This window comes from Acinetobacter halotolerans (assembly GCF_004208515.1).
GTDB classification, from domain to species: domain Bacteria; phylum Pseudomonadota; class Gammaproteobacteria; order Pseudomonadales; family Moraxellaceae; genus Acinetobacter; species Acinetobacter halotolerans.
In genome coordinates, this window is sequence record NZ_SGIM01000003.1 from 132,666 (window position 1) to 155,085 (window position 22,420).

At 38.8% G+C, this 22,420-nt stretch carries 22 protein-coding genes; 17 read left to right on the top strand and 5 right to left on the bottom strand.

Annotated features, from left to right (window positions below):
* Positions 1-8: 8 nt before the first annotated feature.
* On the bottom strand, positions 9-455 hold the full coding sequence (locus EXE30_RS04790) for an internalin (RefSeq protein ID WP_130161425.1): 447 nt from the start codon (positions 453-455) through the stop codon (positions 9-11).
* Positions 456-824: 369 nt separating this feature from the next.
* Between EXE30_RS04790 and EXE30_RS04795 the strand changes: the two genes are divergently transcribed.
* From EXE30_RS04795 to EXE30_RS04820, 6 genes are all read left to right on the top strand, one after another.
* A complete protein-coding gene (locus tag EXE30_RS04795; RefSeq protein WP_130161426.1) occupies positions 825-2,456 on the top strand; it encodes a CTP synthase in 1,632 nt (543 codons plus the stop codon).
* Positions 2,457-2,491: 35 nt separating this feature from the next.
* Positions 2,492-3,349, top strand: a complete 858-nt coding sequence (gene kdsA, locus EXE30_RS04800; RefSeq protein WP_130161427.1) for a 3-deoxy-8-phosphooctulonate synthase — start codon at positions 2,492-2,494, stop codon at positions 3,347-3,349.
* Positions 3,350-3,440: 91 nt separating this feature from the next.
* On the top strand, positions 3,441-4,730 hold the full coding sequence (gene eno / locus EXE30_RS04805) for a phosphopyruvate hydratase (protein WP_004671269.1): 1,290 nt from the start codon (positions 3,441-3,443) through the stop codon (positions 4,728-4,730).
* A gap of 127 nt (positions 4,731-4,857) precedes the next feature.
* A complete protein-coding gene (ftsB, locus tag EXE30_RS04810; RefSeq protein ID WP_004671267.1) occupies positions 4,858-5,223 on the top strand; it encodes a cell division protein FtsB in 366 nt (121 codons plus the stop codon).
* A complete protein-coding gene (ispD, locus tag EXE30_RS04815) occupies positions 5,213-5,908 on the top strand; it encodes a 2-C-methyl-D-erythritol 4-phosphate cytidylyltransferase (RefSeq protein WP_130161428.1) in 696 nt (231 codons plus the stop codon). Before ftsB ends, ispD begins: the two co-directional genes overlap by 11 nt.
* Before the next feature lie 144 nt (positions 5,909-6,052).
* Positions 6,053-6,529 carry a DUF6438 domain-containing protein gene (locus tag EXE30_RS04820; RefSeq protein WP_130161429.1) on the top strand — a complete coding sequence of 159 codons (477 nt, stop codon included), beginning with the start codon at positions 6,053-6,055 and terminating at the stop codon, positions 6,527-6,529.
* A 58-nt stretch (positions 6,530-6,587) separates the two neighbouring features.
* Here the strand turns inward: EXE30_RS04820 and EXE30_RS04825 are convergent, their stop codons facing one another.
* A complete protein-coding gene (locus EXE30_RS04825) occupies positions 6,588-7,352 on the bottom strand; it encodes an RES family NAD+ phosphorylase (protein WP_130161430.1) in 765 nt (254 codons plus the stop codon).
* Positions 7,349-7,720, bottom strand: a complete 372-nt coding sequence (locus EXE30_RS04830; RefSeq protein ID WP_004671256.1) for an MbcA/ParS/Xre antitoxin family protein — start codon at positions 7,718-7,720, stop codon at positions 7,349-7,351. The genes EXE30_RS04825 and EXE30_RS04830 overlap by 4 nt, the downstream gene beginning before the upstream one ends.
* A 230-nt stretch (positions 7,721-7,950) precedes the next feature.
* On the opposite strand from EXE30_RS04830, the gene EXE30_RS04835 reads away from it, so the two are divergent.
* The 5 genes from EXE30_RS04835 to EXE30_RS04855 all read left to right on the top strand — a co-directional run bounded on the left by EXE30_RS04835 (position 7,951) and on the right by EXE30_RS04855 (position 10,978).
* Positions 7,951-8,367, top strand: a complete 417-nt coding sequence (locus tag EXE30_RS04835; RefSeq protein WP_130161431.1) for a YeeE/YedE family protein — start codon at positions 7,951-7,953, stop codon at positions 8,365-8,367.
* The gene (locus tag EXE30_RS04840; protein ID WP_130161432.1) at positions 8,367-8,786 is read left to right on the top strand and encodes a YeeE/YedE family protein; all 420 of its coding nucleotides are present in this window, start codon (positions 8,367-8,369) and stop codon (positions 8,784-8,786) included. The genes EXE30_RS04835 and EXE30_RS04840 overlap by 1 nt, the downstream gene beginning before the upstream one ends.
* A gap of 1 nt (position 8,787) precedes the next feature.
* On the top strand, positions 8,788-9,660 hold the full coding sequence (locus EXE30_RS04845) for an MBL fold metallo-hydrolase (protein WP_130161433.1): 873 nt from the start codon (positions 8,788-8,790) through the stop codon (positions 9,658-9,660).
* Between the two features lie 184 nt (positions 9,661-9,844).
* Positions 9,845-10,543, top strand: coding sequence for a histidine phosphatase family protein (locus tag EXE30_RS04850; RefSeq protein ID WP_130161434.1), 699 nt, complete (start codon positions 9,845-9,847; stop codon positions 10,541-10,543).
* A 174-nt stretch (positions 10,544-10,717) separates the two neighbouring features.
* Complete coding sequence (locus EXE30_RS04855; RefSeq protein WP_130161435.1) at positions 10,718-10,978, top strand: hypothetical protein; 261 nt, start codon at positions 10,718-10,720, stop codon at positions 10,976-10,978.
* Between the two features lie 286 nt (positions 10,979-11,264).
* Here EXE30_RS04855 and EXE30_RS04860 read toward each other — a convergent pair whose 3' ends face one another.
* Complete coding sequence (locus EXE30_RS04860) at positions 11,265-11,897, bottom strand: glutathione S-transferase family protein (RefSeq protein ID WP_130161436.1); 633 nt, start codon at positions 11,895-11,897, stop codon at positions 11,265-11,267.
* A 171-nt stretch (positions 11,898-12,068) separates the two neighbouring features.
* Here EXE30_RS04860 and EXE30_RS04865 point away from each other — a divergent pair, with 171 nt between their 5' ends.
* A complete protein-coding gene (locus EXE30_RS04865; RefSeq protein ID WP_130161437.1) occupies positions 12,069-12,659 on the top strand; it encodes a uracil-DNA glycosylase family protein in 591 nt (196 codons plus the stop codon).
* Between the two features lie 5 nt (positions 12,660-12,664).
* Here EXE30_RS04865 and EXE30_RS04870 read toward each other — a convergent pair whose 3' ends face one another.
* A complete protein-coding gene (locus tag EXE30_RS04870; protein ID WP_130161438.1) occupies positions 12,665-14,191 on the bottom strand; it encodes a phospholipase D family protein in 1,527 nt (508 codons plus the stop codon).
* Between the two features lie 276 nt (positions 14,192-14,467).
* On the opposite strand from EXE30_RS04870, the gene EXE30_RS04875 reads away from it, so the two are divergent.
* From EXE30_RS04875 to EXE30_RS04895, 5 genes are all read left to right on the top strand, one after another.
* On the top strand, positions 14,468-15,577 hold the full coding sequence (locus EXE30_RS04875; RefSeq protein ID WP_130161439.1) for an S-(hydroxymethyl)glutathione dehydrogenase/class III alcohol dehydrogenase: 1,110 nt from the start codon (positions 14,468-14,470) through the stop codon (positions 15,575-15,577).
* Between the two features lie 61 nt (positions 15,578-15,638).
* On the top strand, positions 15,639-15,995 hold the full coding sequence (locus EXE30_RS04880) for a winged helix-turn-helix domain-containing protein (protein WP_130161440.1): 357 nt from the start codon (positions 15,639-15,641) through the stop codon (positions 15,993-15,995).
* Positions 15,996-16,244: 249 nt separating this feature from the next.
* Complete coding sequence (gene atzF, locus EXE30_RS04885; protein WP_130161441.1) at positions 16,245-18,071, top strand: allophanate hydrolase; 1,827 nt, start codon at positions 16,245-16,247, stop codon at positions 18,069-18,071.
* 15 nt (positions 18,072-18,086) lie between these two features.
* Positions 18,087-21,692 carry an urea carboxylase gene (gene uca, locus EXE30_RS04890; RefSeq protein WP_130161442.1) on the top strand — a complete coding sequence of 1,202 codons (3,606 nt, stop codon included), beginning with the start codon at positions 18,087-18,089 and terminating at the stop codon, positions 21,690-21,692.
* An 11-nt stretch (positions 21,693-21,703) separates the two neighbouring features.
* On the top strand, positions 21,704-22,399 hold the full coding sequence (locus EXE30_RS04895) for a GntR family transcriptional regulator (protein WP_121929416.1): 696 nt from the start codon (positions 21,704-21,706) through the stop codon (positions 22,397-22,399).
* Positions 22,400-22,420: the final 21 nt, after the last annotated feature.

The following is a 22,420-nucleotide window of genomic DNA, read 5'->3' on the forward strand; positions in this document are numbered from 1 at the left end:
TTAAGAGATTAATTATTTAATGCAGGCGTTGCAGCAGCAATTGCAGCAGCGACAGCATCTTCTTCACTTTGACCAGAAGTATTCGATTTAGATGGTTTTGGCTGTTCAACTCTTGGTGCACTCGGTTGTTCTGTACGAGGAGCTTCAGATTGGGCAGCCGTATTATTTGTGCTTTGGGTTTGAGCAGGTCGAGTTTCACGACGAATTTCAGTGGTCGTATTTTCAGTTTCTTCACGCGTCGTTTCAATTACAGGAGCGGGAGCTTCTTCTGTATTAATACTTTCTAAAGACTCAAACACTTCAGTCTTGGCAGCTTCAGGCTGTTGCTCTGTCATTTGTGTCTCAGCAGCCTGTTCAGTTTGCTCTTCGTTCTTCGGTTCTTCTTTTTTCACACAAGCTGTAAGTAAAAGACCAGTCGCAAGTGCTGCACAAATTAAAAGTTTTTTATTCGCCATCGCTAAAACAACATATCAAATAAGGACGTTGAGGATTATAACAGCAAACTTAACTGAAAAAAGCACTAGGTTTTATTGAGTTTGTTGATATTTTATAAATGCTTGCATGAGAGTAGCTATTTTGAAGTGACGAAGCATTGAGGTTAGAAGGGGATTTTTCTATAAAAACGGGGTTTTTGATTTATTAAAAGTAAATTATGTATGAAATCTCCACAATACCCATAAAATTTTATTGAAAATGCTGATAGAATAACCAGTTGTTTATAGTTCTTTGAATTGAAGCGGTTTGACTTTGCTTTATAGGGGCAGAGTACAGTAAAATTGCCCAACATTGTAGGCCGATTTCGGCTCGATTGTACGAGAAACTTAATGACCCATTTTATTTTTGTCACTGGTGGTGTGGTTTCATCACTAGGTAAAGGTATTTCTGCTGCTTCTGTTGCCGCACTTTTGGAAGCACGTGGCTTAAAAGTCACGATGGTAAAAATGGATCCATATATCAATGTCGATCCAGGTACCATGAGCCCATTTCAGCACGGTGAAGTTTTTGTCACAGAGGATGGTGCTGAAACTGACTTAGATTTGGGATATTACGAACGTTTCCTACGTCGTGCAAAAATGACGAAGTTGAATAACTTTACCAGTGGACGTGTTTATCAAGACGTTTTAAACAAAGAACGCCGTGGTGACTACCTCGGTGGTACAGTCCAGGTTATTCCACATATTACAGATAATATTAAAGAACGTGTTTTACGTGCTGGTGAAGGTTACGACGTAGCGATCGTTGAGATCGGTGGTACAGTGGGTGATATCGAATCACTTCCATTTATGGAGTCTGTGCGTCAGCTTATGGTTGAGCTGGGTCACAAACGTACCATGTTGATGCATCTAACTTTATTGCCATATATCAAGTCAGCTGCTGAACTCAAAACCAAACCAACCCAGCACTCTGTGAAAGAGCTTCTTTCGATTGGTATCCAGCCAGATATTCTTATCTGCCGTACTGAATATGATGTCGATGCAGATACTAAACGTAAAATTGCATTGTTTACCAATGTAGAAGCACGTGCAGTTGTTGTATGTAAAGACGCAAAAACGATTTATCAAATTCCGCGTAATTTCTCTGAGCAAAACGTGGATGATTTAATCTGCGAACGCTTTGGGTATAACGATCTTCCAGAAGCAAATCTTGAAGACTGGGATAATGTGGTTGATGCATTATTAAACCCAGAATATATCGTGCGTGTTGCAATGGTCGGTAAATATGTTGAATTGCCAGATGCTTATAAATCTGTAAATGAAGCACTTTTACATGCAGGTATTCAAAATCGCGTTAAAATACAAATTGATTATGTTGATGCTGAATCCTTAGAAGGTCAGGATATTTCTGTACTTGAAACTGCGGATGCGATCTTAGTACCAGGTGGCTTTGGTGAGCGTGGTACTGAAGGTAAAATGCGTGCGATTCAATATGCACGTGAAAATGGTGTTCCATTCTTAGGTATCTGCTTAGGGATGCAATTGGCGGTGATTGAATATGCGCGTAATGTTGCAGGACTGCCTGAAGCAACCTCAACTGAATTTAATCGTTCAACTAAGTATCCACTGATTGGTTTAATTACAGAATGGCTAGATGAACGTGGCGAATTACAGCATCGTAGTCTTGAGTCAGACCTAGGCGGTACAATGCGTTTAGGTGCACAAAAATCAGAATTGGTTGAGGGTGCAAAAATCCGTGCCATCTACGGCCAAGCTGAAATTGTTGAGCGTCATCGCCATCGTTATGAAATGAATGATCGTTTTATTCCAACACTTGAACAAGCTGGAATGAAGGTCTCGGGTTATTCATCAGTGCAACATTTAGTTGAAACTGTAGAAATTCCTGAACATCCTTGGTTTATTGCTGTACAATTCCATCCGGAATTTACAAGTTCACCACGTGATGGACATCCATTATTTGCTAGTTTTATTGAGGCTGCAAAAAAACAGCATCAGAAGTAAATAATGTAGGCTTTAAATAAACTGGGAAAGTTTAGATGTCACAATTAAAAGCACAAGAAGTTGTACGTTTAGGCGATATACAAATGGCAAATCATTTGCCATTTGTATTATTTGGCGGAATGAACGTACTCGAATCAAAAGATTTAGCCTTTGAAATCGCTGAAACTTATGTCGATATTTGCAAGCGCTTAGATATTCCTTACGTGTTCAAAGCTAGCTTTGATAAAGCGAATCGCTCAAGCTTAAATTCATTCCGTGGTCCGGGTTTGGAAAAAGGACTCGAATGGCTTGCAGACATAAAAAAACAGTTCAATGTTCCGATTATTACTGATGTGCATGAATCTTATCAGGCTGCACCTGTTGCGGAAGTTGCGGATATTATCCAATTGCCAGCATTTTTAAGTCGTCAGACTGATCTTGTTGAAGCAATGGCAAAGACACAAGCGATTATCAATATCAAGAAAGCCCAATTTCTAGCACCACATGAAATGCGTCATATCTTGCATAAATGTTTAGAAGCTGGAAATGACAAATTAATTCTTTGCGAACGTGGCTCTGCATTTGGTTATAACAACTTGGTTGTTGATATGCTGGGTTTTGACACGATGAAAGAAATGAATGTACCGGTTTTCTTTGACGTGACTCATGCTTTGCAAACACCAGGTGGCCGTTCAGATTCTGCTGGTGGACGTCGTGCGCAAATCACGACCTTAGCACGTGCTGGCATGGCAACGGGTTTAGCTGGTCTATTCTTGGAAGCTCATCCAGATCCTGAAAATGCAAAATGTGATGGACCTTGTGCATTGCGTTTATCTCAGCTTGAGCCATTTTTGGCACAATTAAAAGAATTGGATACTTTGATTAAAGGATTCAAAAAGTTAGATACACATTAAACCAATCTTTCCCCTTTGAGTTCCTCTATAGAAGGGGAATGCTAAGGAAATATGGGTTTAATTTATTATTCATTCAACAGAGGAATTGTTCATGAGCCAAATCGTTGATATTCGTGCGCGCGAAATTTTGGACTCTCGTGGTAACCCAACCATCGAAGCAGACGTAATTTTAGAATCTGGGATTGTTGGTCGTGCATGTGCACCATCTGGTGCTTCAACTGGTTCTCGTGAAGCTTTAGAACTTCGTGACGGTGATAAAGCACGTTACTTAGGTAAAGGTGTTCGTACAGCAGTTAATAACGTTAACACACTGATTCGTGATGCTTTGTTGGGTAAATCAGTTTTCGAGCAAAAAGACATTGATAATACAATGATCGCGCTTGATGGTACTGAAAACAAAGAAAAATTAGGTGCTAATGCAACGCTAGCTGTGTCTTTAGCGGTTGCACGTGCTGCTGCTGACGAAAAGAAAACACCGCTTTTCCAATACATCGCAGATCTTCGTGGCCAAACAATTTTGACTATGCCTGTTCCAATGATGAACATCATCAATGGTGGTTCACATGCGGATAATAATGTAGATATTCAAGAGTTCATGATTGAACCAGTCGGTTTCACTTCATTCTCTGAGGCGCTACGTGCAGGTGCTGAAATTTTCCATTCTTTAAAATCCGTTTTAAAGAAACAAGGTCTAAATACAGCAGTTGGTGATGAAGGTGGTTTTGCGCCGAACCTTCGTTCTAATGAAGAAGCAATTACTGTTATTCTTGAGTCAATTGAAAAAACTGGCTATAAAGCAGGTTCTGATATTATGCTTGCGCTTGATTGTGCATCATCAGAATTCTACAAAAATGGTCAATACATTCTTGCGGGTGAAGGCAACAAAGCATTTACTAGCAATCAATTTGCTGACTACTTAGCGGGTCTTGTAAACCAGTATCCAATTATCTCAATCGAAGATGGTTTGGATGAGTCTGACTGGGAAGGTTGGAGCTACCTCACTTCAATCCTTGGTGATAAAATCCAATTAGTTGGTGATGATTTATTCGTAACCAATCCTAAGATTTTACAACGTGGTATTGATGAGAAAGTAGGTAACTCTATTCTGATCAAATATAACCAAATCGGTACTTTGACTGAAACTTTAGATGCAATTTACCTTGCTAAAGCAAATGGTTATAGCACTGTTATTTCACACCGTTCAGGTGAAACAGAAGATTCAACTATTGCTGATTTAGCAGTTGGTACAGCAGCAGGTCAAATCAAGACTGGTTCACTATGTCGTTCTGACCGTGTTGCAAAATATAACCAACTACTTCGTATTGAAGAATTAACTCAAGCAGCTTACCGCGGTAAAGCTGAGTTTAAAGGTCTAAATTAAGGTCAATCTCAGCTATGTTGAATTCTCCTGACCCTCTTTCTTTACAAAAGAGAGAAACTTCACGAATTCAGAATCCTATAGAATTCGTGACTGATCTTCCTTTAAAGAGGGATATAGGGAGTTTTTTATGTTAGAGATTTTTCGATCTACTTCAAGTAAGTTGATTCTGTTACTTGCAATCGTTTTGATTGCAAGTTTACAGTATCGGTTTTGGCTAGGTGAGGGCGGATACGTTCCTCATCAGGCTTTAACCCACCAAATTCAACAACAAGCTGAAATCAACACTGAGTTAAAAGAGCGTAACCGCATTTTGGCCGCAGAAGTTTTTGATTTAAAAAATGGAAGTGAGGCAATTGAGGAACATGCACGCCTAGATTTAGGTTTAGTCAAACCTAATGAAACCTTTGTGCAAATGAGTACCATCAGTACCCATTACAAACCCATTTATATTGATCCAAATGCAAAAGTAGATACCGCAACCAATGAAAACTAAGCTGTGGGCGGTTGTACCAGCAGCAGGTTCGGGCAGTCGCTTTTCCAAAACGGAACTCAAACAATATCAATACATCCAAAATCAAACTGTACTTGAGCATACGGTCAACCGTTTAAATACATTGAATTTGACCGGATGTGTACTTGCAATTGGTGAGCAAGACAATCATGCGGAAACACTTGCTTTCCGACATTCAAAAAAATTGCACTTTTGTTCAGGTGGAGCAGAACGCGTTCATTCAGTGCTTAATGCCTTAATTTATTTATCTGATATTGCAGATGAAAATGACTGGGTTCTGGTACATGATGCCGCAAGACCATGTGTAACAACAGCGTGTTTGGAGAAATTAGTACGATCATCGGTACAAGCAAATCAAAGTTCGATTTTAGCGATACCAGTGCGCGATACTTTAAAATATGTACATGCTAATAATCAGATCGAAAGAACCGTCAGTCGTGAGCATTTATGGCAAGCACAAACACCACAAATGGCAAAATTAAAAACGCTCAAACATGCGATTGAGGCTGCTTTGGCAGCCCAAATCAATATCACTGATGAAGCAAGTGCCTTGGAATATATCAGTGAGCCTGTGCAGGTTGTACAGGGGCGTTCAGATAATATTAAAATCACTTATGCCGATGATTTAGAGCTTGCTCGATTAATTCTTCAGTCTCAAGCAAATTAATTCAATTATTCAACAGGTGATGATTAAATCCCAAAATAGCCTAAGTAAAAATTAGATGAAATTTATAATTTTTCTACTTACTTAAATGACAAATATTTCACAATTTGTTAAATTTAAACAACATTCTTAATAATGGATCAATAAATGAAAAAATTATTACTTGCAGGTCTTTTTAGTTTTTCTTTAGTTGGTTGTGCAACAACAACTCAACAGCCTCAAGATACCGTACAGGAAACGATTCGTTACTCAACGAGCCCTTGTTTTGGTGCATGCCCAATTTATTCTGTTGAAATTTCTCCCTCAGGAAAGGTTCATTTTGACGGTAAGCAATATACCAAAGTTATAGGCACACAAGATATTACCGTTGATCCTTCAGTTTATAGCAAGCTTCAACAAGAGCTGAAAACTTATCGCCCTGAAACTGGTACGAGTGTAAAAACTACAGCTTGTGAGGAGACTGCAACTGATCAACAGAATGCATATTTTTCATGGTCACGTCCAGATGGTACAGTAACCAATCTAAGTCACTACATGGGCTGTATTTCGCCAGCAAATGCTGAGTTAAACAAATTGATTGAGAAATTACCAAAATTGATTGGCGTTGAAGATTTAGTTAGTTAAAAAACGTTATTTTATTTGCCCCGATATATCGGGGCATTTTTATATGAGAGTTGCCATTTTATGCTGGCATTGGAAATTCACCTTGTTGTAAAAACTGTGATAATTCAAAACGAACAATGCTTGAATCTTCAACGGCTTTAAATATAACTTCATCCGCACCAATATCACAGAACCATTGCTCTCTATCTTTGGGGCTATTTTGGCTAAAGCACTCAGCAGTAAATAGTCCTACACAAGCGGCATGATTATTTTCACGGGCAGATGGATATTCAAATATCTCGATGCCTGCATTCCGCATTGCTGTACCTAGTTGCTGGGCATAACTATAGTTTGTCGGGTGAGCGATGAAATCAAGATATTGGTCAAATGGGGGAGATTGTAGACGAACTCCTTTGATACATTGATAATCGACTGAGAATAAGGTGTGCTCGGTACGTATCGTGTTTTTCTTAGGTTTTCCATCCATTGAATGCCAAAATACAAAGCGATAATAAGCTGATTCTGCCAGTGTGACCGCGATGTTACATCCGCCATAAAAAATACTTGGTTCAAATGTCCGACCAAAACGTGAACCCCATTTTAATGGCGGGTAGCGAAAAGGCGTCTTAAGTAGATAATGTAAGTGGTCTGAGTTTTGAGGATAGGGTGGTTTAACCAATTCCAGCATATCCTCCAATAGTGCTTGTTCTTCTAAGGTGTCAACTAATTGTCGTGTCGCAATTTGTTCTTGGCTCTCAACTAAACGATATAAAGTACCAGATAGAGGCGTTATTTGTTGATTTCCTTCACACTGTTGCCATAGATTTTTTTCAATGGCCGTCATACTTTACCTCGAATTGCATCAACAAATTGCAGAACAGACACCAGTCCACTCACACTTTCGATTTGTTCAACAGGAACGCCACCAGTCACACGATTTGGTGTATTCATAAAGTGACGCATCCAGTCCGTGTCTCCACCAGTCAAAGCATATAATGCCCGTGATAGACGAATAAGCAATAGCGCCAATTCACCTTGTTTAGAAGCAGGATCTAGCTCAGGATTGTTTTTTAATCGGCTGATCGCTGTACGGTGTACACCTAAAATGGCGGCCAATTGTACTTGTTTTAGGTCAAGTTGCTCTGCCGCATTGAGGACCGCTTTAGCGAGGACTACTTTTTTGTCTGCGGGTTGTTTTAGTAATGCACTCATGATGAAACCCTCATGTTGTATATGCACTTATTATAGTTCAATTGTGCAATATGCACAACATGATGCTTGAGTAATGGTTTTTTGTCAGTATGATAGAAGTAGAGCTTGATCAATGATTCTAAATTTTGAGGAATAAAGACAGATAAATCAATTATTACATTGGGTAAAAAATAGCTTATATTATTATGCTAAATAATATATTATAAAAACACATAATGTTGAGGTGAGATATGTATAGCATTTTGATGGCATTGTTTGGTGGTGTTCTTATTGGATTAGCAGTCGTTGGTTATTTATATGTGAATGGTCGTATCGCAGGTATTAGTGGTTTGATCGCCCAACTACTTCAACCCAAGTCAATGCTTAAAAGTTCTGCCTTCTGGTTTTTGTTAGGTTTGCTTATCACCCCATTTATTTATCAATTTTTTATTCAGCCTGAAATTATCTTAGCGTCATCGCCGATAGCCTTGATTATTGCTGGTTTATTGGTCGGTTTTGGTACACGTCTAGGGTCAGGTTGTACCAGTGGACATGGTATTTGTGGGATAAGTCGTTTATCTATCCGTTCAATAATCGCAACGATGATATTTATGTTTGCTGGGATCGTAACGGTATATATAGCTCGTCATCTAGTGGGAGCGATGTAATGAAAAATATTTTCGCTTTTTTCTTTGGTGGTTTATTTGCTTTAGGTTTAATGATTTCTGGGATGTCAAATCCAGAAAAGGTTTTGGGTTTCTTAGATATCTTTGGTCAGTGGGATATTAGTTTAATGTTTGTGATGATTGGAGCAATTGCCGTTGCGATTATTCCTTTCCAAAAAGCAATTCGTCATCCAAAAACATTATTTGGAGAAAAAATTACTTTACCAACGAATACTCAAATTGATAAGAAACTTGTGATTGGAGCCTTACTATTTGGTATGGGGTGGGGAATAGCAGGTGTTTGTCCTGCGCCTGCAATTACATTGATTGGTTTGGGTTATTCTGAGATTTGGTATTTCATTATGGCAATGCTGTTTGGTATGTTTATCCATTATGTATGGGTTGAACGGTCGGAGAAATAAAATGCAACATCCTCAAGTTAAAGCTTTTTTTGATCAAGATACCAATACATTTAGTTATGTAGTGAACGATCCACAAACGAACTGTTGTGCTGTAATCGATAGTGTATTGAATTATGATGCTGCATCAGCTTCAACCTCGACTGAAAGCGCGGATCAAATCATTCAGTATATTGGGGATCATCAATTAAAAGTTGAGTGGATATTGGAAACACATGTACATGCAGACCATCTAACGGCTTCGCAATATTTAAAATCAAAATTGGGCGGAAAAGTTGCGATGAGTCAAAAGATCAGCATTGTTCAAGAAACTTTTAGTGCGATATATGGCATTGATATAAAGTATTTTAATACACATCAAACCTTTGATTATTTATTTAAAGATAATGAGCATTTTAGCATTGGTAACTTGGATGCATTTAATCTCCCGACACCTGGGCACACACCTGCATGCTTGAGCTATGTAATCGGTGATGCTGTGTTCGTAGGCGATACACTATTTATGCCTGATTACGGTACGGCACGTTGTGATTTTCCCAAAGGCAGTGCAGATACTTTATTTGATTCTGTACAAGCTCTATATGAGCTTCCTGATCAAACACGAGTTTTTCTCTGCCATGATTACAAACCTGAAGGAAGAAGTGAATACTGTTATGAAACAAGTATCAATGCACAAAAACAGAGTAATATTCATATAGATGCTAAAACCCGCAGACAAGATTTTGTGAATATGCGACAAGCACGAGATGCGACTTTAGCTATGCCTAAACTGATTTTGCCATCTATTCAAATCAACATGGATGCCGGACGTTTTCCAGAACCTGAGTCCAACGGCATACGTTACTTAAAGCTGCCTTTAAATTTCTTTAAGCAGTAACCAACCTGTGGTAAATATGCTAAATGGTGAAGTTGATATACTTTAAAATAGCCTAAGTAAATTTAATGATTTTATTGATGAAATTTACTCCATATAGTTAGCTAATTAAATATTTTGCACAACTAGTCAACGCTATGATAAAACTGAAATCAATTTTTAAAATTGCTGAAATTAAGGTGTTTAAATGACCATCATTTATCTAGTCAGACATGGTCAGGCTTCATTTGGTAAAAGTAACTATGATGAACTATCTGAAAATGGTGAAGCGCAAGCAAAACTTTTGGGGCAATATTTTAAGCATCTTTTTACTGAACCGCCTTACATCGTTTCAGGAAGCATGAAACGTCATCAGCAAACCACACAAATTTCACTGAAGGAATGTTTTCCTCAAGCAGAATACAAAATTGATGGATTATGGAATGAGTTTAATCATCAGCAAGTATTTTCGTTGTATGAACCACGATTTGCTCAACCAGAAGTCTTAAAACAAGATGTCTTTCAAGAAGTAGATCCAAGAGCTTATTTATTTCAGATTTTTGATCAGGCGATTGCTCGTTGGACAAATGAAGAATTTCATCATGAATATGACGAATCTTGGATCACTTTTAAAATGCGTGTAGAAAGTGCATTACATAATTTGTGTACTGAATTGGCGAATAAACAACCTCAAGAAGCTGTTGTTTTCACCTCTGGTGGAGTGATCTCAGTTGTAGTCGGTAAATTACTTGAGCTAAGTGTGCAACGTACTTTCGCGCTAAGCTGGTCGATTGCGAACACAAGTGTTACTACCTTGAAGTTAGTCAATGGTGAACCACAGTTGCTGAGTGTGAATGAGCATCAATTTATCAAATCTAAAAATCCAGATTTGCTAACTTGGTTGTAACTTGGAGAAAGCATCTATCGAATCATCTGAAAAGAGAGGTTTGCTTACTAAGACTTTAATTACTGTGAGTCTATAGCAGTGGGACAAAAAATAGACAGGTACATGTGTTTTGAGTGGGTTTTTTGAGTTTCTGTGGTATAAAAATATCTCAACAATTTAACTTGAGAATAAGAAATGTCTGAACAAAAATATCATTGGTATTTAATTGGTTATACTTTTAATGATAAGAAAAATAGCGGTAATACAAGGAATTTTAGTATTCAACTACCATTAGAAACCTTTTTACCACCAGTTTCCAAATCAAAATTAAATGAGCTTGGTGTAATTGGTCTGGAATGGCTTAGAAAAAATGACCCTACAGCAGAACCTGAAAACCTATTTGCGCTGTCCATTTGTTATTTAGGTGAAATGTCTATGCAGGAATTCAACACATAAAAAATGAATTTTTTGGAAAGCCCTTTCAGGGCTTTCCATTTCTGTAGTGTATAAAATTTTTTGTGAATCCTACTTTAGTGACTTAGAAGGAAAAGAAGAAAGTTAAAAACCATAAAAGGGAATTGTAATTTTGATCATCACACTCGTATACCTCGTTGTTCTACTGCCTTGAACTCGTAATAAATGGGTAGTACGAAAAAGAGAAAACCGAGCTAACTACTTAACTCGGTATAGAATTAAATTCTATCCATCTATTTAAGGAACTGATTTAATAATATTTTTCGTTTTAGGTTTTCACTCCATCTTGTTCAATTTTTATGGCCGCTTTCCAACTAGGTAATAAACTTAATCCTTCGACATATTTTTGAATATTTGGGTAATTTTTAGCTTGTTCCATTTGATGGATTAAGGCATGAAGTCCAAACCCCATCATAAAGTCTGCTCCAGTTAAACGATCTTCCACTAAATATGACTTATTTTCTAAATACTCGTTTAGATAACCAAAAACTTTATCAAATTCAACTTGAGTATAGTTCTCTAGGAATACCAACTGCGTACCTTGCTTAGTCTCTATCTCATTAAAAATTTTTAATAGAAATGGCAACATAGCAGAGCTTTCAGAGAAATGAATCCATTGTAGATAGTCTACATAACTAGCATCGTCGATGTTTGGCGATAAGTGAGGTGCAAATTTCTGAATTAATAACTCTACAATGGCACCTGATTCTGCAATGATTTTACCTTGCCACTCAATCACAGGAGATTTACCTAAAGGATGAATGTTTTTTAAGGACTCAGGTGCTAAATGTGTGGTTAAATCACGATAATAGCGCTGTAGTTGATATGGCTGTTTGATTTCTTCAAGTAACCACAAAATTCGAAAAGAACGTGATTGATCTAAATGATGTAATGTAATCATGATAATTCCTGTTAACGAGTTTTACGGTAATTTTCCCACACTTTTCAAGTTTCGATAAATGATTAAACACGTTGAAATGTTGCTATACGAAAAGGCACAAGCAGAAAACAAGAAATTTCTATAAAATGATCAGAATTATTCACTTAATTTTAAATTTGGTTTTTTATATAAATGACTGACATAGAAATAGAAACACATCCTCTACTACCATTTTTACCTGCCAATGCAAAACTGCTCATGTTAGGAAGTTTTCCACCGCCTCAAAGTAGATGGAAGATGGATTTCTATTATCCAAACTACCAAAATGATATGTGGCGAATATTTGGATTAATTTTCTTTAAAGACAAAGACTATTTTTTAGACCTACCGAATAAAAATTTTAAAGAACAGCTTATCCGTGACTTTTTAACCCAAATTGGTGTTGGAATATTTGATACCGCCTATCGAGTTAAACGACTGCAAGGTAATGCTTCGGACAAGTTTTTGGAAATCGTTACACCAACGGATTTATCGCAATTGCTAGCAAAAATTCCAATGTGCCATACCATCCTGACCACAGGGGACAAAGCAACTGATACTTTGATGCAGCATTTTCCAGCGCCAGCAGTTAAGCCGATGATTGGTCAATCGGTTCAAGTAAATTATGCCAATCGTGAGCTCAATTTATACCGCTTACCGTCATCATCAAGAGCATATCCTTTAGCCTTAGAGAAAAAAGCGGATGCTTATCGACAATTTTTTAAGGAAATTGATTTGGTTTAATATCACTACATCATCCATTCCACTGGAAAATAAGACACAACATTCATGCTAAATCTTTGGAATTTTGTGCTCTCAGGGTCGTGGTGATGTTCGATTACCTGACCATTTTCCTTATGTTCGAACCAAACAATATTGCCATCTGAATCAAGTTTAAGTTGATAGGCGACTTGGAGTAAATGCTGATCGAGCATCGCTGTAATTTGATCTTGCAAATGATTCGATTCCACGACCAAACCGACTTCAGTGTTTAAATGCGCAGAACGAGGGTCAAAATTAAAAGAACCAATAAAAACTTTACCATCTACATCAAAGAATTTTGCATGTAGGCTTGAGCGATTTTTACCTTTTACAGGAATTACGCTACCCGTTGCGATTTCATACCACGTCCGTTTTTTTCTTTCGATATTGGGTTTGAACTCGTAAAGTTGTACGCCATTTTGTAGAAGTGTTTTACGGTATTGACTATAAAATGAATGTACCACAGCGACATCATTAGCGACCAAACTATTGGTGAGCACCCTAACTTTGATACCGTTATTCGATAATTGGCTTAAGTATTCTGTTCCACGTTGAGTTGGCACAAAATAGGCCGAAACCAATTCCATGTGCTGCGTGGGTGTCCCCATAATCTTTAAGACTTGCGAATATAGCAGTTCTTGATCATTAGCTTGACCTGACGCCTTATTTGGACGATCCGCAACAAAATGCGCTTTTGCCCATTGAACTGGATAGTTTTGCAAGCGTATCTTTAAATAATCTTGTGCCGCTTCGAGCTTTTTTTCGGTGAGCGTGTTTTCTTCATCAAAAGCCAGATAACTTTGTCTTATGTTTTCAAATTGTTGCGGTGTACCTTGGCCGATCAACTGTTCGGTAGTATAACTTAAATCACTATTCCAAAATTCGTTAAAGACCTCTACGGCATGATCGACAGACGCTCCATAAAATAAGATGTCCATATCACTAAATTGAAACTGATCACTTGCATCAAAGTATTCACTGCTAATATTTCGCCCACCTGTCACTGCAATTGATGAATCAGCAATCGTGAGTTTATTGTGCATTCGATGATTAATTTGCTTTAACCTAAAAATATAATCAATGAATCTCAAGTGTCTAAATTTATAAGGATTAAAAATCCGGATTTCTAGGTTTGGATGTATGGATAACGCTTTGATAGTTTTATCAAGTTTGACGCCATTTTGATCATCAATCAGTAATCGAATTTTTACCCCTCTATCCGCAGCATTGAGTAATTCAGACAACATTAAGTTGCCAATGGGATCGTCATTCCAAATATAATATTGCAAATCAAGGTGGTATTTAGCATTCCTGATTAAATGGATACGAGATGCAATACTTAAAAAAGCATCATCCAAAGCTAAAAATGCAGTTAAACCATTTTCAATATTAAGATCGGTTTGAGGATCATTTATCCATTTTGTTTTTGTTTGCAAGGGATTACTCCGATCATGGTTTTGATTTGGGGGTAAAGCACAACTGCTTAATCCTAATACAACAACCAACGTTATCATTCTAAAGTGGTATGCATTCTTTATCATTTTTTGCGTGAAATGTTGTCTACTTATGTAAAGATAGCATTACATCTATTTGATGATGTTGAATATCAGCATAAAATCAGAGGAATGTTACATAAACATAAAACATGGGGTTTGTTGACATTCTAATCATGCATTGCGTTTAAGCTCTAACAACATGAATAAGACATGAAACACAGGCAATGGCGACTTCCTTTGTCAAGTTTCTGTGAAACGTCAACTGACCCTCAATCAACTATAAAGGATGAAGGTATGAAATCTCGTGCAGCCGTTGCTTTTGCCGCAGGTGAACCGTTACAAATCGTAGAGCTTGATGTTGAGCCACCTAAAGCAGGTGAAGTCCTCATTAAAATCACGCATACAGGTGTTTGCCATACTGATGCCTTTACTTTATCAGGTGATGATCCTGAAGGTGTGTTCCCAGCAGTATTAGGTCACGAAGGGGCTGGTATTGTTGTTCAGGTTGGTGAAGGGGTCACTAGTGTTGCGGTCGGCGATCATGTGATTCCGCTTTATACGGCAGAATGTAAAGAATGTTTATTCTGTAAATCTGGCAAAACCAATCTATGTGTAGCGGTTCGTGCAACTCAAGGCAAAGGTGTGATGCCTGATGGCACGACTCGTTTTTCTTATAATGGCCAACCGATTTATCATTACATGGGCTGTTCAACTTTCAGCGAATATACGGTTGTGGCTGAAGTATCTTTGGCAAAAATCAATCCTGAAGCAAATCATGAACAAGTGTGCTTGTTGGGTTGTGGCGTAACCACCGGTATTGGTGCGGTGCACAACACGGCGAAAGTACAAGAGGGCGACAGCGTTGCGGTCTTTGGTTTAGGTGGAATTGGTTTGGCTGTAGTACAAGGTGCTCGTCAGGCTAAAGCTGGGCGAATCATTGTGGTGGATACAAATCCAGAGAAATTTGAATTGGCGAAACAGTTTGGTGCAACGGATTGTTTAAATCCAAAAGATTATGAACAACCTATTCAGCAAGTGATTGTAGAAATGACAGGTTGGGGCGTTGATCATTCTTTTGAATGTATTGGCAATACCAATGTAATGCGTTCTGCGTTGGAATGTGCACATCGTGGTTGGGGACAATCAGTGATTATTGGTGTAGCTGGTGCAGGTCAGGAAATTTCGACACGTCCTTTCCAGCTGGTCACAGGTCGTAAGTGGATGGGTACAGCTTTTGGTGGGGTGAAAGGTCGTTCGCAACTCCCGAAAATGGTAGAAGATGCGATGAAAGGTGAAATTCAACTTGAACCTTTTGTAACGCATACCATGCCGCTTGAGGAGATTAATGAAGCCTTTGATTTGATGCATGAAGGTAAATCTATTCGTACTGTGATTCATTTCTAATTTTTAAGTTTAGATTTGATGGTGCGAAAAGTGCCATCAAATCATCTATGAGCATCTATTCATGACGCAAGCACGTTTAAAATTTCATGTTCGTATAATGGCTGAAAATGAAATTGCTTTTGGACCAGGAAAAGCTGAGTTACTTGAAGCGATCCAACGAACAGGCTCAATTTCTCAAGCAGCAAAATCCATGAGTATGAGCTATCGACGGGCATGGCAGTTGGTGGAAACAATGAACCAATGTTTTCATTCCGATCTAGTGGAAACCCAAACTGGAGGAACGCATGGTGGTGGTGCAATGGTCACGGAATTAGGACAATTGGTATTAAATAAATTTAGAATAATGGAGCAACTTGCGATTCAGGCAGTCGAATCAGAATTTGAAGAACTTTCTAGTTATATGAAAATAAATGATTAATACCATGTCCATCTAAACAGATGAAATATTACAGTGCATTTTTTTCAACTTTCGATCCATATCTTATTAGATTGCTGAATAATGGAGCATGTGCAATAAATCAATGCCTCTTTAGCACCAGAGCAAATCAATTAAATTATAACGATACGGCATAAATATAATAAATAATTAATTTATATAACGAAAATTATTCTGGCACACTTTCTGCATTTATAAATTCAAACTTGTATACAAGATAGGATTCATAAAGTGCACGAAATTAAAACTCTAGGTTGGACAATTTCAGAATGGCAAAGCGCTTATTTGAAAAAAGAGATTCAGCTCGAAACTTTAAAAGAATTGGTTGCATCAATCGATCATCTTGATCGTGCTTGGATAACAGTTGCTACGGTAGATCAAATTGAACAGCAAATCCAAGTATTGAATCACTTAACTCAAGATGCTGAGAATCTGCATAAACAATTTCCACTTTATGGCGTACCGTTTGCCGTGAAAGACAATATTGATGTTGCAGGATTTGCAACAACAGCTGCATGTAAGGCACTAACCGTAATAGCAGAGAAAGATGCGGAAACAGTACGTTTGTTAAAACAAGCTGGTGCGATTGTGATTGGTAAAACCAACCTTGATCAATTTGCTACAGGTTTAGTAGGTACACGCTCACCATTTGGCGCAGTACCAAACACATTTAATTCTAAATATGTCAGTGGTGGCTCAAGTTCTGGTTCAGCAAGTGTGGTTGCTCGTGGATTTGTCCCATTTGCATTGGGTACAGATACAGCGGGTTCAGGTCGTGTACCTGCGGCATTTAATAATATTGTTGGTTTAAAGCCAACCAAAGGGCGTTTTTCGAATCGTGGCTTAATACCTGCGTGTAAAAGCCTTGATTGTATTTCGATTTTTGCTTTAACCGTTGCCGATGCAGATCTAGTTGCTCATCAAATTGAAGCGTATGATGCTCTAGATAGCTATTCACGTAAACATCCTAAAAACGTCCCAGCGCATTTTTCTAGCAAATTAAAATTTGCCATTCCAGAAAAACTGAATTTCTTTGGTGATCAGCAAGCCGAAAAAGCATTTCAACAAACTGTGCAATTGCTGGAAAGTTTAAACGCTGAAATCACCAAAATTGATTTTTCAGATTTTGATAAATTAGCAGCGCAACTCTATCAAGGTTCGTGGGTCGCAGAGCGTACTGCTGCTGTTGAAGATTTACTCAAATCTAATCCTGAAGCTTTTGATCCAACCGTATTGGAAATTATTAATAATGGTGAGAAATATTCAGCAGTTGATGCCTACAATGCAGAATATTTAAAACAAGACTTAGCGCGAAAAATTCAAGCGAAACTTGCTGAGTTTGATGCCTTAATCGTACCAACAGCACCAACCATTTATACCATTGAGCAAGTACAGCAGCATCCGATTGAATATAACGCTCATTTTGGTACGTATACCAACTTTACCAATTTAGCCGATCTAAGCGCATTGGCCTTGCCAGCAGGTTTTAGAGCAGACCATTTACCTTTTGGCATCACTTTAATTGCACCAGCTTGGCACGATGCCGCATTGGTTCATTTCGGTAAAGCATGGCAAAACTACTTAGCACTGAAATTAGGAGCATTGGATAAAGTTCAGCCTTTAAGCTCAGCAACGCTTGTTTCTCCACATCATATTCGTGTTGCAGTCGTCGGTGCGCATCTCACTGGGATGCCATTGAATTTTCAATTAACCACACGTGATGCCGTGCACATCGAAACCACAAAAACGTCTAAAAACTATGCGCTTTATGCCTTGAATGGCACTGTTCCGCCAAAACCCGGCTTAGCACGTCAGCAAGATGGTCAAAGCATTATTGTTGAATTGTGGGATGTTCCTACTGCTCGATTTGGTGAATTTGTGGCAGAAATTCCAACGCCTTTAGGTATGGGCAATGTCGAGTTAGAAGATGGTCGTTGGGTTAAAGGTTTTATCTGTGAGCCTTATGGCATAGATGATGCAGAGAATATTAGTCATTTTGGTGGATGGAGAGCCTATATCCAGCATCGTAACAGCCAAGCAGCAAACACAGCGAATTAATTGGGGGAAATCATCATGTTTAAAACTGTACTTATTGCAAACCGTGGTGAAATTGCTGTTCGAGCGATTCGCACTCTCAAAAAATTAGGCGTGACCAGTGTTGCTGTGTATTCGGATAGTGATCGTTATGCGCAACATGTTGAAGATGCTGATATTGCAATTGCATTAGACGGTTTAAAGCCTGCCGATACTTATTTGAGTATTGAAAAACTGATTCAGGCAGCTAAAGAAACTGGTGCTGAGGCAATCTTCCCGGGGTATGGCTTTCTTTCTGAAAGTGCTGATTTTTCCCGTGCCTGTGAGGAAAATAATATTGCCTTTATGGGGCCAACAGCTGAGCAAATTCTAGAATTTGGTTTAAAACACCGTGCTCGTGAATTAGCTGCTGCTGCCAATGTACCAATGACACCGGGAACTGGATTGTTGGATAGCTTAAAAGAAGCCCTTACGGCTGCAGATCGTATTGGCTATCCAATTATGCTTAAAAGTACTGCTGGCGGTGGTGGTATTGGTTTGACTCGTTGTGATACGCCCCAAGCCTTGACCGATGCTTACGAAAGTGTAAAACGTTTGGGCGAACAGTTTTTCAAGGATGCAGGCGTATTTATTGAATGCTTTATAGATAAAGCTCGTCATGTTGAAGTACAAATTTTTGGTGATGGAAAAGGGCAAGTCGTTGCATTTGGTGAGCGTGATTGCTCTTTGCAACGTCGTAACCAAAAAGTGGTAGAGGAAACACCTGCAGCAAACTTGCCTGAAGCTACCCGTAAAAAACTACATCAAGCAGCGGTAGAATTGGGTAAATCCGTTAATTATCGTAGTGCAGGAACAGTGGAGTTTATTTACGATGCCAATCGAGATGAGTTTTATTTCCTAGAAGTAAATACCCGTTTACAGGTTGAACACCCAGTCACTGAGATGGTGACGGGGCTAGACTTAATTGAATGCATGCTCAAAGTAGCTGCTGGTGATGAGCTTGATTGGGAATATCTCAGCAATATTAAGCCTAAAGGTGCAGCGATTGAGGTTCGTGTTTATGCCGAAGACCCTGTGAAAAACTTCCAGCCTAGTCCGGGTGTACTGACAGAGGTTGCATTTCCAGAAGATACACGTGTTGATACTTGGGTCAAAACAGGCACAGAGATTTCCCAATACTTTGATCCGATGATTGCCAAAATTATTGTGCATGCTGACGATCGTGCCAGTGCTATTGAAAAATTAAAGAATGTATTGGCTGAAACACGCTTAAATGGGATCAGCACAAACTTGGATTACGCACGCGTCATTGTTTCAGATCAGCGCTTTGAATCTATGCAGATTTGGACACGTATGTTGGATGATTTCAACTATACGCCAAACGTAATTGAAGTGGTTCAAGCAGGAACGTTGAGTTCAATTCAGGATTATCCGGGTCGTACAGGCTATTGGGATATTGGTGTACCTCCATCAGGCCCAATGGATGATTATGCATTTCAGCTTGCCAATCGTATTGTTGGAAATGATGCTAAAGCCGCAGGTTTTGAGTTTACCTTAGTTGGGCCGACTTTAAAGTTTCATGCAGATACAACCATTGCTTTAGCTGGAGCCAGCTGTACAGCTTTATTGGATGATAGAAAAATTGATTTTTGGCAACCAGTTGATGTGAAAGCAGGTCAAATACTAAAGATTGGTCAGGTAAATTCAGGTTGTCGTACTTATTTAGCGGTAAGAAATGGTTTGGATGTTCCTGTTTATTTAGGCAGTCGTTCTACCTTTGCGCTCGGTAATTTTGGTGGTCATGCTGGGCGTACTTTACGCGTTGGCGATATGATTAAACTGGTTGATCCAGCATTTGCCAGTATAGAACTTCCAATTGCAACTGACGTGCCTCAAGCATTATCGGCTGATCTGATTCCTGAATATGGCAATGAGTGGGAAATCGCAGTTTTATATGGCCCACATGGCGCACCTGACTTCTTCAAGCCTGAATATGTGGAGGAGTTTTTTGCATCGGAGTGGACAGTACACTTCAACTCCAACCGTTTAGGCGTGCGTTTGTCAGGACCGACACCAAGCTGGGCGCGAGAAAATGGTGGTGAGGCAGGTTTACATCCATCCAATGTCCATGACTGTGAATATGCGATTGGCGCAATCAACTTTACTGGTGATTTCCCTGTTATTTTAGCAAAAGATGGTCCGAGTCTAGGTGGCTTTGTATGTCCTGTAACCATTGCCAAAGCAGAACTTTGGAAAGTTGGGCAGTTAAAGGCGGATGATAAAATTCGTTTCTACCCAATCACGGTAGAACAAGCCAATGAATTAGAACGCAAGCAAATTGAAAATATCCAAAACTTTGCCGATGCGACCAAAGTCGTGGAGACGATTGAGCCAACTCAAGATGTGCTAACAACAATTTTGGCACAACGTGAACCAACCGATTTATCACCAAAAACAGTTTATCGCCAAGCTGGGGATAGCTATATTCTTTTAGAATACGGCGACAATGTTTTAGATTTGGCGTTACGTTTACGTGTGCATCAATTGATTCAAATGATTCGTGCAGCAAATATCGATGGCATATTAGAACTGTCACCGGGTGTACGTTCGCTGCAAATTAAATATGATGGTTTAGTGATTCCACAATCAAAACTGATTGCTCAATTACTTAAACTTGAAGAAGAAATGGGCGATTTGAGGCAGTTAAAAATTCCATCTCGAATCGTACATTTGCCAATGGCATTTGAAGACAGTGCAACTTTAGGGGCTGTTGAACGCTATCAAGAAAGTGTTTGTTCAAAAGCACCGTGGTTGCCAAACAACGTAGATTTCATCCAACGCATCAATGGTTTGGCAGATCGAAATGAAGTCAAAGATATTATTTTTGATGCGAACTATTTGATTCTTGGCTTAGGTGATGTGTATTTAACTGCACCATGTGCCGTACCAATCGATCCACGTCATCGTTTACTGAGTTCTAAATACAATCCAGCACGTACCTTTACCGCAGAGGGCACAGTGGGGATTGGTGGTATGTACATGTGCATCTATGGCATGGACTCACCGGGTGGTTATCAGTTAATTGGTCGTACTTTACCGATTTGGAACAAGTTTAAGAAGAACAAGCAATTTGGCAATAAGCAATGGTTCTTGCAATTCTTCGATCAAATTAAATATTTTGAAGTCACTGAAGAGGAATTAAATCAGTGGCGTGCTGATTTTGAAAATGGTCGTGCGCAGATTCAAATTGAGGAAACTGAGTTTGATTATGCAAACTATGTAAAATTCTTAGAGAATGAAGCGGAAAGTATTGCTGAGTTTAAAGCCAAGCAGCAACAAGCATTTACCACTGAAGTGAGCCGTTGGAAAGAAGAGTTTGCCGCACAGCCAGAAGAACAGATTGAACTTTGTAACAATGTGGACTATAGCCATCTTTCATCCCTCAACGCATCGATGACTGGCAATATCTGGAAAATCTTTGTTGAAAGCGGTCAGGAGGTTAAAAAAGGTGAGACTATTGCTATTATTGAAGCAATGAAAATGGAACTTCCTGTTTATGCAGAAGAGGATGGCATCGTGAAAGCCATCATTTGCAGAGCAGGGCAAACCGTACATAGTGGCGAGCCACTGGTCTATATGGAATAAGGCAAAGCTGCATGAAAGAAACCAAAATAAAAACAACAAAAAGCTCAGACAATTTGTCTGAGCTGGTTTACCAACGCATCAAGAATGATATTTTTGATTTCAAACTAATGCCTGGTGAACGTTTCACTGAGTCCGAAGTTGCAAAGGCTTATGATGTGAGTCGCACCCCAATCCGACAAGCCTTGTATCGTTTGCAGCAAGAGGGTTATGTCGATGTGAGTTTTCGTAGCGGTTGGCAAATCCGACCGCTCAATTTTCGTTATTATGAAGAACTCTATGATGTGCGGATCGTGTTGGAAAAAGATGCCATTCGGAAGTTATGTCATATAGATCATCAAAACTCAGTCGAACTATCGGTTTTAAAAGACTTTTGGATGGTTGAACCGAATCAATACCTAAAAGACATTAAACAACTCTCGCAGCAAGATGAAGATTTTCATTGTGCTTTAGTTCGCGCCTCTGGAAATAATGAAATGGCTAGAATTCATCGTGATTTGAGTGAGCGAATCCGTATTATTCGTCGTTTGGATTTCTCTAAAGATTATCGTGTTGAAGCGACTTATCAAGAACATCAAAAGATACTCGGTTTGATTTTTGATCGTAAAGTAGATGAAGCCATTCAGGCGATCGAAGCACATATTATGCAAAGTCGCGATGAAGTGAAAAAAATTACTTTGCAAATGTTAGATTCGAGTCAGTTTTATTGAGATAGAAATTATTAATGGCTC

Coding starts and splice junctions, on each gene's coding strand:
- EXE30_RS04795 (WP_130161426.1), top strand. CDS start 825: ATGACCCATTTTATTTTTGTCACTGGTGGTGTGGTTTCATCACTAGGT.
- uca (WP_130161442.1), top strand. CDS start 18,087: ATGTTTAAAACTGTACTTATTGCAAACCGTGGTGAAATTGCTGTTCGA.
- kdsA (WP_130161427.1), top strand. CDS start 2,492: ATGTCACAATTAAAAGCACAAGAAGTTGTACGTTTAGGCGATATACAA.
- EXE30_RS04820 (WP_130161429.1), top strand. CDS start 6,053: ATGAAAAAATTATTACTTGCAGGTCTTTTTAGTTTTTCTTTAGTTGGT.
- EXE30_RS04855 (WP_130161435.1), top strand. CDS start 10,718: ATGTCTGAACAAAAATATCATTGGTATTTAATTGGTTATACTTTTAAT.
- EXE30_RS04895 (WP_121929416.1), top strand. CDS start 21,704: ATGAAAGAAACCAAAATAAAAACAACAAAAAGCTCAGACAATTTGTCT.
- EXE30_RS04825 (WP_130161430.1), bottom strand. CDS start 7,352: ATGACGGCCATTGAAAAAAATCTATGGCAACAGTGTGAAGGAAATCAA.
- EXE30_RS04840 (WP_130161432.1), top strand. CDS start 8,367: ATGAAAAATATTTTCGCTTTTTTCTTTGGTGGTTTATTTGCTTTAGGT.
- ftsB (WP_004671267.1), top strand. CDS start 4,858: ATGTTAGAGATTTTTCGATCTACTTCAAGTAAGTTGATTCTGTTACTT.
- EXE30_RS04830 (WP_004671256.1), bottom strand. CDS start 7,720: ATGAGTGCATTACTAAAACAACCCGCAGACAAAAAAGTAGTCCTCGCT.
- EXE30_RS04845 (WP_130161433.1), top strand. CDS start 8,788: ATGCAACATCCTCAAGTTAAAGCTTTTTTTGATCAAGATACCAATACA.
- EXE30_RS04870 (WP_130161438.1), bottom strand. CDS start 14,191: ATGATAACGTTGGTTGTTGTATTAGGATTAAGCAGTTGTGCTTTACCC.
- EXE30_RS04880 (WP_130161440.1), top strand. CDS start 15,639: ATGACGCAAGCACGTTTAAAATTTCATGTTCGTATAATGGCTGAAAAT.
- eno (WP_004671269.1), top strand. CDS start 3,441: ATGAGCCAAATCGTTGATATTCGTGCGCGCGAAATTTTGGACTCTCGT.
- EXE30_RS04850 (WP_130161434.1), top strand. CDS start 9,845: ATGACCATCATTTATCTAGTCAGACATGGTCAGGCTTCATTTGGTAAA.
- EXE30_RS04790 (WP_130161425.1), bottom strand. CDS start 455: ATGGCGAATAAAAAACTTTTAATTTGTGCAGCACTTGCGACTGGTCTT.
- EXE30_RS04860 (WP_130161436.1), bottom strand. CDS start 11,897: ATGATTACATTACATCATTTAGATCAATCACGTTCTTTTCGAATTTTG.
- EXE30_RS04875 (WP_130161439.1), top strand. CDS start 14,468: ATGAAATCTCGTGCAGCCGTTGCTTTTGCCGCAGGTGAACCGTTACAA.
- EXE30_RS04865 (WP_130161437.1), top strand. CDS start 12,069: ATGACTGACATAGAAATAGAAACACATCCTCTACTACCATTTTTACCT.
- ispD (WP_130161428.1), top strand. CDS start 5,213: ATGAAAACTAAGCTGTGGGCGGTTGTACCAGCAGCAGGTTCGGGCAGT.
- EXE30_RS04835 (WP_130161431.1), top strand. CDS start 7,951: ATGTATAGCATTTTGATGGCATTGTTTGGTGGTGTTCTTATTGGATTA.